This is a genomic window from Neorhizobium sp. BT27B, assembly GCF_050455485.1.
In the GTDB taxonomy this organism is placed as follows: domain Bacteria; phylum Pseudomonadota; class Alphaproteobacteria; order Rhizobiales; family Rhizobiaceae; genus Neorhizobium.
In genome coordinates this window covers 82,037-95,264 of the sequence record NZ_JBCIYT010000013.1, presented here as the reverse complement: position 1 = coordinate 95,264, position 13,228 = coordinate 82,037, and the positions used below count along the sequence as shown (strand labels likewise).

Genomic DNA, 13,228 nt, shown 5'->3' with positions numbered 1-13,228 from the left:
AGCTAAACAGCCGGCGGACACCGATTGTTCCGGTCGTTCACTAGAGGAGCCGTGGTGCCCCCATTGCGACAATTTCAGTGGCGATCTCGTCGATTAGAGCTCAAGCTGGACAAGTGCTCTTTTGAGGGGAGCATCTGAAATCTGAATCGCGCCAGCAAAGGGAATGTCCATGTCCAGGACAAGATAGATCGACGCCGCCACGAGACCGGCAGAGACGACGAACATTCCTGATATCACTGGGTTGAATGGTGCGCGATATCCAAACGACGCGAAGATCAACGTCAACCAGGCGATCAGCATGACGATCAACGGTGTAGGAATGACCCCCTCGGATTGCTCCACTATGGACCAGCGTTGCTCGACGATCTGCCGATACTGGCGCTGCGCCTCGGTTATAAGGGAAAGGTGATACCCGTCGGTCGGTTGGATCATGGCGAGATGATCGCCAATAGTTGCAAGTCGCTGCTCAGCCAATCTGGAGCCCGGTGCTTGATTGGCACGCTCGGGCGCATCGATTGCCGCGACTAAATAGTCTTTCAGGCTTTGCCGTGCTTGGACAGCGCCCAATCCATAGGTCCGCAAGCTACGATCAAGAAGGATAATCTGGGTGGCGTAGGAATGAACATTGCGGTCAATCGTTTCGTAGGTCGCCTTCGATGAATTGATCATCAGTCCGAACACCAGCGACGTCATAATCGCGAAAATATTCGCGATCAGCCTGACGATAGTGTTTGTCTCGTCGTCTCTATGGTGAGCCGGAAGCCGCGGGCAAAGCCACATGACTCCGAACGCCGCACTGATCAAACTGAAAAACACCGCAACTGAACCGATGATTTCTTCCAATGACAGCTATCCTTGGTAGCGAAAGCACGTTCGCAAAATTGCGCAGCGTGCTATGCAGTTTTCAGAACCCGCCGATGTCAGGGCGAGCCTCCCAGAATTGAACATTATAGTTGGGGTCAGAACAAGATTAGTGCGAAATCGTACGTTTAGGTGAGAAAACGATGATCGAGATCGATATTCCTACCCAAAACTGCACGCTCCTGATATATTTTCTACCTGGAACCTCACGTTCGGTGCAGGCAGAAAACTACGGAAAACAAGCGCAATCTCGGCTGGCGTACGATTTCGCACTAATCTTGTTCTGACCACTTATGGAAACAGACGAGGGCGCGGCAGCGGTGTTTGCCTATATCGAGGATACATTCGCGAACGCTGAACACGTATCCCGCGCCGGAAGCGCCATCATCGAGTTGACCGTGGCGCCCGCGATCAGCTCAGCAGCCGCGCCGCCTTCCCGCTGCGCCGTGTCGCGCTGTTGTAATAGCTCGAAGCCTGCTGCACCGATCGATGCCTCGACTGCTCCATCGCTTCCGGCAGCGGTATGCCACGATTGGCAGCCTCAGTCAGATACCCTGACCGCAAGCTGTGCGCCGAAAACTCCCCAGGCTCAAGCCCGGCAAGTTTTGCCCGCTGCTTGACGATGTCGTTGACAGACTGCGGATCGATCGTGCGTTTGGACACATTGCCCCAGCGGTCGATGGCGCGGAATATGCTGCCCGTGTCGATGCGGGCCGCTTCGAGCCAAGCATTGAGTGCCTCGACCGGCCGGCCAGTGAGATAGACGACCTCATCGTGGTCGGCACCGGATGTCTTTGTGCGTCCGAGATGAATGGCGAGAGAGAGCAGGGTGGTGCCATCCTCGGTGGTGATGGGTGGCTCATTGGTGAGCTGTTCTTTTCGCAGCCCGGCAATCTCGCTGCGTCGTCGGCCGCCAGAAGCAAAGGCTACCATCAGGATAGCCCTGTCGCGAATGTCCCTCAAACTATCGGTGCCACAGGTCGCAAGCAGCCTGGCCAGAACGTCACCTGTAACAGCCTTGGCACTCTTGCGTTTACGTGGTCGCGGCGTGGCGCGCACGGCAAGTCGTATTGCCGACTTGAGGGCAGGGGAGGCAAAGGCACCGGTGAGGCCCCGCCATCTGGTCAGCGTCGACCACGAGGCAAGCCGTCGGCGCACCGTGTCGGGTGCGTGAGGACCGAAGGATTTCAGGAAGCGTTGGGCACGGAGGTTTTGCTCGACAGAAACCGGCATGCCGTGATCGGGATCGGTGTTGCGTTTGTTGGGATCCCACAGGTGATGGGCGACAAATTTTAAGAGCAACGCCTCCGGCGCCGGCCAGGGCAGGGACGCGCCTGTTGCTGCCAATGACCATGCCTGCAGATAGGCAAGATCGGAGGTGAGAGCACGCAGCGTATTGTCACCCGTGCCTTCATTGACCAGATGCCGGAGTGTTTCGACATCCTGATCCGTCAGCAGCTCGGCAAGTTCGTCACGTCGATCGATCGGCAGAACGGCGGCGATCGTATCGAGCTCGGCCGCGCGACGATCGACGGAGGGGAGGGATGCAGACGGTTTTCGTTTCTGCGCCATCAGCGGATCAGCTCCACCGGCACCCAGACAGTTACATTGAAGCCGATTGCAGGATCAAAGCTTTCCGGCGTCAGCAGTGCGTTGCCATGTTCCTTCGCGAACCAGCGGGCAACGTCGGCATTGTAGATCTCTTCGACGACCTCGCGAACCCTTCCGGCAGCGGCCAGCGCTCCGCCATGCATCATCTTTGCCGTATTGACGTGTGCCAGTTTCCTTTTTGCCGGAGAGCCGCCATCGGAGACCGCCACCGCCAGTCGTGCAGGACCATAACTTTTGACACGCACTTTGAGCCGGGGAGGGCGGTAGGCATCAAAGCGGGCATTGATCTCAGCGATGCGAGCAATGACCTCCTCCTCGCTGATTTGCACCTGCGGCGCCACGTCGGCAACCACATCGAGCTGATGGTCAAAATTCTGGCGCGTGATCTCTTCGGCGTGATGGGCATAGGCCAGGTGCTTGACCGGCAGCGCGTTCAGCCAGCGCATGCGCTGCGCGATTGCCATCGACTTGGCCGCTTCCTCGCCAAGCCGGCCGATGGAGAAACTCTCACGCTTCTGGCCCTCATTGGTCATCAGCGTCGCCTGCCAGACGTCACCCTCTTCGGCTTCGACCCGGCGCACGCCTGAGATGCCGCTCTTGTTGTTCTTGCGGATCTTCACCGCCTGTTCGCCACCCAAACAGCATTACTCGGTTCAATGGAACGAGACGGATTTCGCTTATTTATCAAGGCGTTTCGAGGAGGACGGTTTATTCTACTGGTTCAGCCACGAGGATGGCAAGCACAAACTGCACGTGGCCGATACTGCCAATGGCTGGCTCGGCCCGTCACCGTCCGCGCAAGGGGAGGGCAGGGTGCGTCTGGCGCAGGGCTCGTCCGATCGCAACCATATCAACGAATGGGCGCGGCGTTTTTCCTACGTGCCGGGCCAGCGCGCCGGCGCCGACTGGAATTTTGAAACGCCGCGCATGGTGCCGGGCACGATGACACCGTCTCTGGTGCAGATGCCGGATGCGACCAAACGCGAGCTTTACGAATACCCGGCTCGCATCTCATCCGTCGCCGAGGCCGAACGTGCGCAAAAACTGCGCGCCCAGGCATCGGAAGCCGACCACGACCGCGTTTTTGGCGCTTCTACCAGCCGCATCATCGAAACCGGCCGACGTTTTACGCCGTATGAAGTCGCGCATCCCGACAATGTCTACGGCGAACACGTCATCATCAAGTCGATCCAGACGGTGGTCGACCAGTCCTACGAAACCAACAGCAACGAACCGGAATATCGCAACGAGTTCGAGGCCGTCCCCTCACGCGTGCCGATGACGCCGCACCGGGAAACCAAACGTCCGCGCATCGAGGGTACACAAGTAGCCATCGTCGCTGGTCCCGAAGGCGAAGAAATCCATCCGGATCAGTACGGCCGCATCAAAGTCTGGTTCCCATGGGACCGCAAGGCCAAGAAGGACGGGTCGGATACTTGCTGGGTGCGTGTCGCACAGACCTGGGCGGGTGGTGGCTGGGGTGGCCAGACCATTCCGCGCATCGGTATGGAAGTGATGGTGGCCTATGTCGATGGTGATCCCGATCGGCCGCTGGTAACGGGTGTTGTACCAAATACGGCCAATGGTGTGCCTTACGATCTGCCGGCCAACAAGACGCGTATGGTCATGCGTTCGAATACGCACAAGGGGCAGGGCTTCAATGAAATGTCCTTCGAGGATGAAGCCGGAAAAGAGCAACTGTTCCTGCACGCCCAGAAGGACCACGACATTCACGTTCTCAACGACACTCGAGAGCGGATTGAGCATGACCGCCATCAGCACGTGGCAAACGACAAGACTGGTTTCGTCGGTGGTGACTATGAGCAGGTTGTGACGGGCAACGTTTCTATAGCTGTCGGGCAGAACAAACTCACCGAATACCTCTTGTCGCGCACCATGAACATGTTTGGTAATTTTTCCGACTTCATGCAGAAGATGCGAATTCCAGACCCCTTCAATTTTGCCAAGGGCAACTATCAGATGTTCATTGAAAAGAACAAATCTGAGATAGTTCATGGTGGGAGTTCGGAAATTGTCGGCGTCGCGAAGTCTACGATCGTTGGCAACCTCCTACAAACGACGGTAGGCAAGAAAATGAGCCTGATCGTTAGGGGGCGGTATGATGCGGATATCGGCCGAGTTCATAACATCAATGTTGGTCACCAGTTCAACATTCGCGTCGGCGAAAACGTTTTGATTACGATGTCTAAGGAAGGTGATGTGACGATCAAGGCAAAGCGGATCCGTTTCCAGGCTGATCGTATTGACGAGAATTGATCGTCATGAGCGACAAAAACCAACCGCAAGCTTCTAATCTCGATTATTGGCGCGGAAATCCAAATTTCGGGCCTGTCTTACCACCGCTCTTCCGGCGTTCGTCGCGTGAAGAAGAAGCATTGCGTCAGGTGGTGCGCAAGGACCTAGAAGGGTTTTGTCCCGCACCGGCGGCGACACAGAGCGTTCGCCCGCCCTACAAACCTGGCTACGAACCGGGCTCCTACCTAAAACCCTGGCGCTTCTCTCCTTCGACCGATGGGGCGGCCGGCCCCCTGCTTGGCGAGCAAACACCGCGCGAGCATCAGAATACGATGCTGTCTTCTGACGGCTTTGCTACAGATGCATCTCATATAGAGACTGAGGGGGATCCCCAACAGGTCGCCAAGGAAGCTGAACAGCGGCCGGCGAACGAACTGATAAAACAAGAAGAGAAAAAAGAGGACGAGGACAAGACGCACGATCCGGAAGTGACAACTTCGGCCAAAAGCAAGGTGGAATCCGAAGAAGGGTACGAACGATCTCGGACAACATACGAGGATGGTTCCACTGAGAGAAAAAAGGGACACACTTCCACCTACAAGGAAACCGGAAAGCCAATCAGAGGCAAGTACGAAACCGGCTCGAACCTAGACAAGAAGTTTTACGATGAGTCCTACAAGGTCCTTGAGGACAAGGATGGCTTCGCTCAGGGAAAGTTGAGCGTTTTCAATGCGTCAAGCAAAGCGACGGTCGGCTACACCGGGTCGGACGACTGGGTTGGCGGCAATGCGAACGTCACCGCGAAAGCAGGAATGTCTGGTGCAGTAAGCTTGATCGAGGGGAATGGTACCCTTAACCAAGACGGGTTGCTCAACGCGAAAGGTGGCTTTGAGGTTGGAAAATTGGAAGGTGCCCTTGAAGCTGGCATTAAAGTCGGCACTTACAACGGCTCCCCCACCTTTGTTACCACTGGCAAGGCTGGCATAGACGCGACGCTTGGACAGATCAACGGCGGAGTCGGAGTATCCGTCACCCCTGCCCGCGCGCTAAATTTCGTCGTTCATTCCTTCAACGGCGTAGCAGAATGGGCGGAGTGGGACACTCGACTTGATAAAGTCGGCAAGGAATGGGACTGGGGATTTTTTGTCGAAATTGGCGGAGAAGCAAGTATTGGCGGGGCGCTTGCCGTGGAGGGAGAGATGGGTGATCTCGAGGACGGCAAAGTCGGCGCGAGACTAAAAGGCAAGGCGGCGTTTGGTCCTGGCGCTGGCATTAAGGCTGGTTTCGGCCTGCAAACACCGGAGAAATAACCTGACATGCACCAGCAATACAACAAACCTTATAAACTCGGTGAAATGTGTCGAAAGGCCGTGCTGGCATTTGCGGTTGGTGCGTCATCACTCTTTACCATTTTCATTTCCGAGGTGGCCATGGCCCAGACCTATTCGACTGAAAGAATTCTTGCGATCTCTACCGAAGAGTCGGGCAAATACACTCGGAAGAAGATTGATCTCGGCGAAACTGGTTTCAGCTTTTCGTCGATCTTGAACGACAAGATGGATATTTGGACAGAAGAGGCTCCTCAGGAGAAGGAGGGCGTTATTGCCCGAATCTACGAGCCAGAGGACCGTGACAGGCTCATGATCGAGGTCCATCGTCTCCGGTTTCCTTCTTTCGCCGATGCGCAAACTGCCGGTTACGGGTTCCTTGCTATCAATGGCTATAATCGGATCCTCCAAGATCAGGAAAAAGGCAACAGTGTTTTCGGCTTTCTCGCCGGCAGCGAGTTTAAGGAAGGCGCTGGCTACAGCCGCATGAGCCGAGTTGCCGCAATCAGTCACGGGCGTGATGTGCTCGTTATTCACGCGGCATTCGAGTACGAGGATTATCCGGAATACGAGGATGCGTTGTCCCGCTTTTTCGGCGGGATCCGGATGGAGGACGACGGCGATGCTTTTGCGAGCCTGGGCGAGGAAAAAGCCAAAGGTGGAGAGTCTTTTCTTTATCCTAAGAACTGGGACGTCAAAAAAGTCGACAGCAGCGGTAAGCCCCAAGGTACGAGCGATTACAACCTGTCACTTGATGGGGAGGAATATCCCAATCTGGTCGTCCACATTCGCCCGGTTGATCTGACGAAAGGTCGAGAGGTAGCTGCGGAGATGATATCCAAGTTTACCAAGCAGATCGATCAGAGTGGGCAAACGGCATTTTCAGGTGATGCCGAGATGCAAACCATCAAAAACACGTCTGGTGAAACCGTCGCGCATGCTTACGCGCGCGCTTGGGATATGGCAGCCGGCGGACATTTCGTTTCCGAAATTTATGTCCAGAAAAATACATCGCCGTCGATCTCAGTTCTTGGACTGAATACGTACGATGCTCGGCGAAACATCCGGTCGTTTGATGCGGAAGCCCGTCAGATGATTTTCAACGGTTGGGTGACTGGTGTGTCAGCATTCTCGGTTGCCAAGATATCACTTGGGCAAGAACGCAGCGAAATCGAGCGACAATTTGATCTGAGGGCAGTGGGACGCTGATGTCTCCGTATTTCACGCCTTGGCAGACTGAGAGCCGGAAACGAGACTTGGGTCCTTTGGCCGGCGAACAGGCTCCAAATTGGAGGACGCCCGTGTCTTTCCTGTTTGGCCTGATCAGCTCTCGTATGTTCTTCAGACGTTTGGCCTTGCTCGCTTTTGTGGCCTCCGGTGCGTTCAACCGTTTCTTGGGCGAGCCGATGCGTGAACTCGTCCTCGACTTGAAACAGCATGCTTCCTGCGGATATTGTGGAGTTGCCCTATCATGAAGTACGATCTTGCAACCAATCTTCTGCCGCTTTCCCAGTCAATCGATGCCGCTGCGGATAGAAGTCAGTTTTGCCTTCATCTCATTCTGGAAGTATCGGACGCAGGTGTTCCGGTTCTTGCAGGGGTGAATCCTGCAATCGTCATTTCCGGCATCCAGTTTGGAGCAGACACGGTCGGATGTCTGGCGATCGGGATGAACCTGGCGGCCGGGCCCGTCCTTCTGATCGGCCATGTGCCGTTTCATGCAATTGCACGCGCTTTCTCTCAGGGCGCGTTGTCTCCGGCGCATAAACCAGCGGATACGCCTCTTTCACTCAAATGCGGACGCTCTGAACTGCGCCTGTATCCCGATGGGCGCGTGCGCATTTTGGGTGACGACATTTCCATCGAGGCACTTGGGCGGATGGGCCTCAAGGGCGCCGTTGTCGAACTCAACTGAGATTCTGGGAGACCTGCGCTATGTGGACGCTGGCCAACCGTACACCCTTTGCCGCCTTTTCGGGTTTTGATCGCGACAAGGAAGGGCGAAGCTATTGGCTGGTCTGGGCGAAGGCGACCTTTCGCATGCGTTATCAGCGGACTTGTCTTTTCGAGCGCAAGCAGGTCGATCTTTTTCGCGCACCGGTCTGGCGTGAAGGTGTCGGCGTCAGCGATCTGGTCGCTGACCTTTATATCGGGCTTCCAAAGGTTCGGCCAGATATCGTCGTAACCGGCCATGCCTATCGACCGGCGACGACAGCGATTGATGAGCCCTACACGGTGTCCGCCTCCATCGGCGAGTGGTCGAAGGCCCTTTCGGTCCAGCCTGCCATGACATGGTCAGAGCGTTTGCAGCCGCAATTGCAGAGCGGCGATGATCCCGTTTTCCTTGGCTTCAGCCAGACCTTCGGCGGCACCGATCAGGCAAGCGACACGGAACTTGCACAGGAGCATCCGGGCAACCCTCTCGGATTGGGTTACTGGAAAACCGAGGCTGCGGCAAAAGGCAAGGCGCTGCCGCGTTTGTATGCGCAAGGTGCGGAGCCCTTGAGACAGTGGGATGGCAGTGCCGAGCCGGTCGGCTTTTGCGCCATTCCTAAATCATGGCCGCAGCGTGCGCAGCATTCCGGTACCTACGACCAGAACTGGATGCGCCGGAAATCACCGCTTCTGCCTGACGATCTTAATGAGGATTATTGGCAGAGTGTATCGGTGGACCAGAAGCTCGACCATGCACCCTCTGCAGGCCAGATCGTTACTTTGACCAATATGCTGCCCGACGGCGGAGATGCGTCACTTCGACAGTTCACGACCGAACTGCCGACCCTGCAATTCGAGCTGATGACGCGTTTCAAAAGCCGCTGGCAGGAAACGCCAATGGCGCTGCAAACCATTCATCTTTTCCCTGACGACGGCTTGCTGACACTGTCCTATTGCGGTGCCATGCCGCTGATGAGCGCTGCCAATGACGTTTTGGTCGAACGCAGCGAGTTGGCATTGCGGGGGCGGTCCGGGTTCCGTGTGCGGCCTGAAGATACCGAGTGCTTCGACGGCCTCGGCATGGAGGTTTGAAGATGCCGAATACCGTTTCCGCCAATGGCTTCACCATCTCCCACAAGGGCACGGGTGGTTATGAGAAGAACTCGACGCCGGATGTCTGCCTGACGCCGTCCGGGCCTGTCCCGGTGCCGTATTCGATCATTTCGTTCTCGCGTGACCTGATCCGCGGCACACGCACCGTTTTCGCCGATGGCGGTCATTCGGTGGCGATCAGGGGATCAGCGCACACGCCGGGTTATGGCGATGAGCCGGGGACCGCCAAGGGGGTGATGTCGGGTACCAACCTGCATGAATCAACGTGGATCACCTATTCACCGAACGTCTACGCGGAAGGCAAGAATATCTGCCGCCTGTCGGACAAGCTGTTCATGAACAACAAGAACTGCATTTCCGGCGCGGGCGGGCATTATGAGCCGCCTGCGGGCCTTTCGGAAGTGATGAAAGAACTCTGCAAGATTTTCTGCCAGGTTCGCGAAGAGTGGCACGATTGCAAGAAAAAGGGCGGGAATTGCCGAACACCCTCTAACATCGCAAAGGACCGGACGACTGCTGCGCTCAACAAAGGAGACAGCGCGTTGTCCCGAGCGATCGGACGCCGTTATCCGGGCGCCATCGGCCATGCGGAAAAGGCGTTCTATTCGTCTGCCGACAAGCTCTTCGAGGGAGCAAGAAAGATTTACGACCGCGCGGGCCTGGAGCGCGCTATCAAGCGACAGGTCGACAAGCTGGTCAAACGCAAGATCGTCCAGAAGGGCGTCAAGATGGCGGGCAAGGCCTGGATGAAGCTTGTTCCCGGATTGAACATACTTTCCACCATCGTCGATGCTGCAGACCTAGCCTACACCGGTTACGAAATCTACGACATGATTAAGCAATCTGAGATGATCATGGATAAGGCCATCAAGGTTGTTCCGGATGTCGCAATTCAGGGGCCAGACGGCGATCTGATCGACGTTTACGACTATAAGTTCGACGATCCCGACACGGGATACCAGGACAACTGGCAGGAAAAACAAAAACAGGAAGAAGCGTATCGCAGGGCCTCGGGTCAGAACCCGAAAAAGGTGGATAACGCCACTTGTGACTGCGATAAGAAGGGCGGCCTAGTCGTCCCGTCCGCCTGACTTAAAAAATCCGGAGTTTTGAATGACCGACCTACTTCTGTACAATGGTAATCCCTCTGCAGTGCCTGCATTCAGGATCATCGCGATTATCGACGGCGATATTCATGCAGAGCCAAGCCGCAGTGCATTGGGGGCGATTTATGGTCGGTTCGAGGCTGCGTTTGGGGAGAGCGCCAACGTCACGTCTTACAACTTTCCCGGTCATACGGGAAAAATTCGCTGGACCAATCCTGAACTGATCGCGGACGGTCAGAATTTCTTTCACCGTGACAGCACAGAATATGGCGAGGGTATTCGCCGCTATGGCTATGCCGTCGAAGAATTCAAGGAACCGGCTGTCCCGTATTTCTGCGTTGAACAGCGCAGCTATTTCCATTTTCTGGAAATAGCTCTTCCCGAAACCACTTCCTCGATCCGCGAATTTGCGGATTGCGTGACGGAGCAGTTGTTCAAGGTTCACTTGATAACCGGCGTGATGGGATTTGGTTTCTTCCTTCCTCCATATAAAAACAGCCTCGAATTTATCATGGGTGCCGCGACCGCGCGATTTAAAGCGGCGATCGAGATTTCTCCTTCAATGGTGATGGATGGCGTGCGGCGCAACGGTTCAGCTTATCGCTGGAAATCCGGAGAAAAGGCCGGCATTGCGGATATCGGCTGGCGAACTCTGGTCGGTCAGGAGTTTTGGGATCGTCTTCCGGCGACGGAAGATCTGAGAAGCCAACCCGATATTGCGGTCGATAAATCGGACTCCATGTTGAGTATTACGGCGGGCTCCGAGCCCATCTGGGGAGATGTCAATAAGGGTGAGGCTATCGACGCCTACCGGGCCGTTGCGGCATATCTTTCTCCAGTGCAAATGCCGGCTGGCTGTTTGAAGGCGTTCGCCTTCGGGGGAACCGGTGAGCCAGCCCATAATGACAAGGTTGAAGCCTACCTTTCGCGTTTCAAATAATCACTTTCATCGGAGAATACCGCGTGTCCAGCCTGGTCAAAGAGACGCTGAAGCAGCCAATTTCACATCTTCCGCTTTACATGCGCAGTTTCCGCCTCGACGTCATCTACAACGACGACATGGCGCCCGACGACGAGCGCCGTGAAGTGCTCGAAGGAGCGTTTACCGAGCTTGAAGATGCCTTGCGTCTCGGCTTTTTCTGCTGGGACAGGTTTTCAACGCGCGAAACGGCCGAAGTCCATGTCGCCTGGAGTGATGAAGGCAATATGTCCGTGGCCGTTTCGTCTGAAGGCGTTCATCACAACGCACTTGTCGCGGCCATTCGTATCGTGGCGCGGCTTCATCACACAAGCCAGGAAGGCTATGAAGCCATGCGCGCGCTTCTTGGTGAGGACGCAGACGCGCTGTCGTTGCCAACAAGCTTTCGACAGAATGTTGCATCACTGGAGATTTCAGATGTAACGGCTGCCGAACAAGGGGAGGCTGCGGCGACCGATGTTCTGAATTTTACCGCCGAGGGCATATCCTTCCCTGCGTTTGCCGCTCTTCGGGATGAGGTCAACGAGAACTACACCGGCGACAGGCTGATCGTCACATCAAGCGCGGGTCAGGACTTTCCCGCAGGCGATCTCGACGAAGTCGAGGATTGTTTCCTCAGTCTCTTCGGCAGTGGCGTGTTTACCTCCATCAGCAATCTCGACAGTGATATCCCGGACAACGAGGCCGAAATCTTTACACGCCAGCATAATGGTCAGGTCGAACTTCTGTTCGGAGATTACGGCGACCAGAAATACGGGATGCTTGAATTCCTCAATGTGGTGGCCGGTGGGCGGATAGCTAATCTGAATGTCCGCAGCGAAAGCGATGGTTGATCCGTGACATTCGCGCTAATTGAATGCGGCCTCTCAACGGCGCTTGCTCCGAGTGCCGAAGCCACGCTTGCCGCGATTACGGCGGATAAGACAGTTCTGTTTCGCAACAAGCGTTTTCTCGGGCAGGATTTTCAGCCGCAACTTTGCGCGTTTCGGGATGGAGACGCGATCGGTCGTTTTGCTGATCGTGCCCGTGAATTGCTGGCGGAAGCGACCGAAGATTTCATCGCCCGCCTGTCTTCGTCTGTCCCGGCGTTATCGGAAGCGCGTCGCAATACGATCAAGCTGATCCTGTTGCTTCCTGAGGTTGACGAAGCCGGTGGTCTGGACAAGGCCTCGCTTGCCATGCTCGGGCAGGAGTTGGCCGCCAATATTCAGCATGCGGTCAATCATGCTTGCGACCTTCGTTTTTCCTCGACGGTGATGCGCGCTGTCGGTCACGCCGGTGTAGGGTCGGCCATCGCTGATTGTTTTCTGGAAAGGAGGTCAGACGATTCGCCTATGATTATGATCGCAGCTGTCGACAGCTACAGCGATCACCTTCGGCTTAATCGTCTCAACGACCAGAAACGACTGTTCAGCAAGCAAAACCAGTTTGGTTTTGTTCCCGGCGAGGCGGCAGGCATGCTTTTGTTCTCGGATCAGAGTAATGTGTCGTCGCATCCGCAGGTCCTGGGCGCCGGCAACTTCGTTGAACCCACACTGGAATACGAGCAGGCCGAGAGCGCATTCACGGCGCTCAGCGATGCGGCATTTGCGGCCGCCGACATGGCCGCACCCAAAGGGCAGACGAAATGGATCAACGCCTGGATTGCCGACTGGAACAACAGTCGCTACCGCGCGACGGAGCTGTCTTTCGCCATGCATCGACTGAATCCATTCTGCTTGCAGGATGGGGTGGAGCCTGTCTACCCTTCTTTGCGCTTCGGCGATGTCGGTGCCGTCTATGGGGGGCTCTCGATCATTCTCGCGCGTTCGCAGCAGTCGTTCGATACCGCTTTTAATGGCAGCGACGCTGATGCACATACAGGTATGCGAGTCTTGATATCGGCTGGCAGTGGTTACAGCGGGTTGCGATCTGCAATCATAATCAAAACGCGCGACAACTGAGGCAGGCGAGCCGTATTCATCATCGATAAGAGGTACTTATCGATGGTTATAACGTCACCCGTCAATCATACCATGTGGCGAACTCAAATATTCGTA

At 55.9% G+C, this 13,228-nt stretch carries 11 protein-coding genes and 1 pseudogene; 9 read left to right on the top strand and 3 right to left on the bottom strand.

Going from position 1 to position 13,228, the window contains the following annotated elements; genetic code table 11:
- Nucleotides 1-93 precede the first annotated feature (93 nt).
- The 3 genes from AAIH70_RS26105 to AAIH70_RS26095 form a co-directional block, all read right to left on the bottom strand.
- Nucleotides 94-843 (bottom strand): hypothetical protein, encoded by a 750-nt coding sequence (locus AAIH70_RS26105; RefSeq protein ID WP_245519436.1) that lies wholly within the window; start codon nt 841-843, stop codon nt 94-96.
- 429 nt (nt 844-1,272) lie between these two features.
- Complete coding sequence (locus AAIH70_RS26100; protein ID WP_430036571.1) at nt 1,273-2,433, bottom strand: tyrosine-type recombinase/integrase; 1,161 nt, start codon at nt 2,431-2,433, stop codon at nt 1,273-1,275.
- Entirely contained in the window at nt 2,433-3,110 is a 678-nt protein-coding gene (locus AAIH70_RS26095; protein ID WP_430036677.1) for a hypothetical protein, read from the bottom strand. Before AAIH70_RS26095 ends, AAIH70_RS26100 begins: the two co-directional genes overlap by 1 nt.
- Between AAIH70_RS26095 and tssI the strand changes: the two are divergent.
- The 9 genes and pseudogenes from tssI to AAIH70_RS26050 form a co-directional block, all read left to right on the top strand.
- A pseudogene (tssI, locus tag AAIH70_RS26090) lies at nt 3,103-4,749 on the top strand (type VI secretion system tip protein TssI/VgrG); the annotation flags it as partial. The gene AAIH70_RS26095 and the pseudogene tssI overlap by 8 nt on opposite strands.
- A gap of 5 nt (nt 4,750-4,754) precedes the next feature.
- Nucleotides 4,755-6,038 (top strand): hypothetical protein, encoded by a 1,284-nt coding sequence (locus AAIH70_RS26085; protein WP_430036569.1) that lies wholly within the window; start codon nt 4,755-4,757, stop codon nt 6,036-6,038.
- Between the two features lie 6 nt (nt 6,039-6,044).
- Entirely contained in the window at nt 6,045-7,265 is a 1,221-nt protein-coding gene (locus AAIH70_RS26080; RefSeq protein ID WP_132276777.1) for a hypothetical protein, read from the top strand.
- A gap of 262 nt (nt 7,266-7,527) precedes the next feature.
- Nucleotides 7,528-7,971, top strand: coding sequence for a hypothetical protein (locus tag AAIH70_RS26075; protein WP_132276779.1), 444 nt, complete (start codon nt 7,528-7,530; stop codon nt 7,969-7,971).
- Nucleotides 7,972-7,991: 20 nt separating this feature from the next.
- Nucleotides 7,992-9,083 carry a DUF2169 family type VI secretion system accessory protein gene (locus tag AAIH70_RS26070; RefSeq protein ID WP_430036567.1) on the top strand — a complete coding sequence of 364 codons (1,092 nt, stop codon included), beginning with the start codon at nt 7,992-7,994 and terminating at the stop codon, nt 9,081-9,083.
- Nucleotides 9,084-9,085: 2 nt separating this feature from the next.
- Nucleotides 9,086-10,195 (top strand): DUF4150 domain-containing protein, encoded by a 1,110-nt coding sequence (locus AAIH70_RS26065; protein WP_132276783.1) that lies wholly within the window; start codon nt 9,086-9,088, stop codon nt 10,193-10,195.
- Nucleotides 10,196-10,217: 22 nt separating this feature from the next.
- A complete protein-coding gene (locus AAIH70_RS26060) occupies nt 10,218-11,150 on the top strand; it encodes a hypothetical protein (protein WP_430036565.1) in 933 nt (310 codons plus the stop codon).
- 23 nt (nt 11,151-11,173) lie between these two features.
- The gene (locus tag AAIH70_RS26055) at nt 11,174-12,022 is read left to right on the top strand and encodes a hypothetical protein (RefSeq protein WP_430036564.1); all 849 of its coding nucleotides are present in this window, start codon (nt 11,174-11,176) and stop codon (nt 12,020-12,022) included.
- Between the two features lie 3 nt (nt 12,023-12,025).
- A complete protein-coding gene (locus AAIH70_RS26050; RefSeq protein ID WP_430036562.1) occupies nt 12,026-13,132 on the top strand; it encodes a hypothetical protein in 1,107 nt (368 codons plus the stop codon).
- The last annotated feature ends 96 nt before the right edge of the window (nt 13,133-13,228 follow it).

Coding starts and splice junctions, on each gene's coding strand:
- AAIH70_RS26080 (WP_132276777.1), top strand. CDS start 6,045: ATGCACCAGCAATACAACAAACCTTATAAACTCGGTGAAATGTGTCGA.
- AAIH70_RS26070 (WP_430036567.1), top strand. CDS start 7,992: ATGTGGACGCTGGCCAACCGTACACCCTTTGCCGCCTTTTCGGGTTTT.
- AAIH70_RS26100 (WP_430036571.1), bottom strand. CDS start 2,433: ATGGCGCAGAAACGAAAACCGTCTGCATCCCTCCCCTCCGTCGATCGT.
- AAIH70_RS26085 (WP_430036569.1), top strand. CDS start 4,755: ATGAGCGACAAAAACCAACCGCAAGCTTCTAATCTCGATTATTGGCGC.
- AAIH70_RS26075 (WP_132276779.1), top strand. CDS start 7,528: ATGAAGTACGATCTTGCAACCAATCTTCTGCCGCTTTCCCAGTCAATC.
- AAIH70_RS26065 (WP_132276783.1), top strand. CDS start 9,086: ATGCCGAATACCGTTTCCGCCAATGGCTTCACCATCTCCCACAAGGGC.
- AAIH70_RS26060 (WP_430036565.1), top strand. CDS start 10,218: ATGACCGACCTACTTCTGTACAATGGTAATCCCTCTGCAGTGCCTGCA.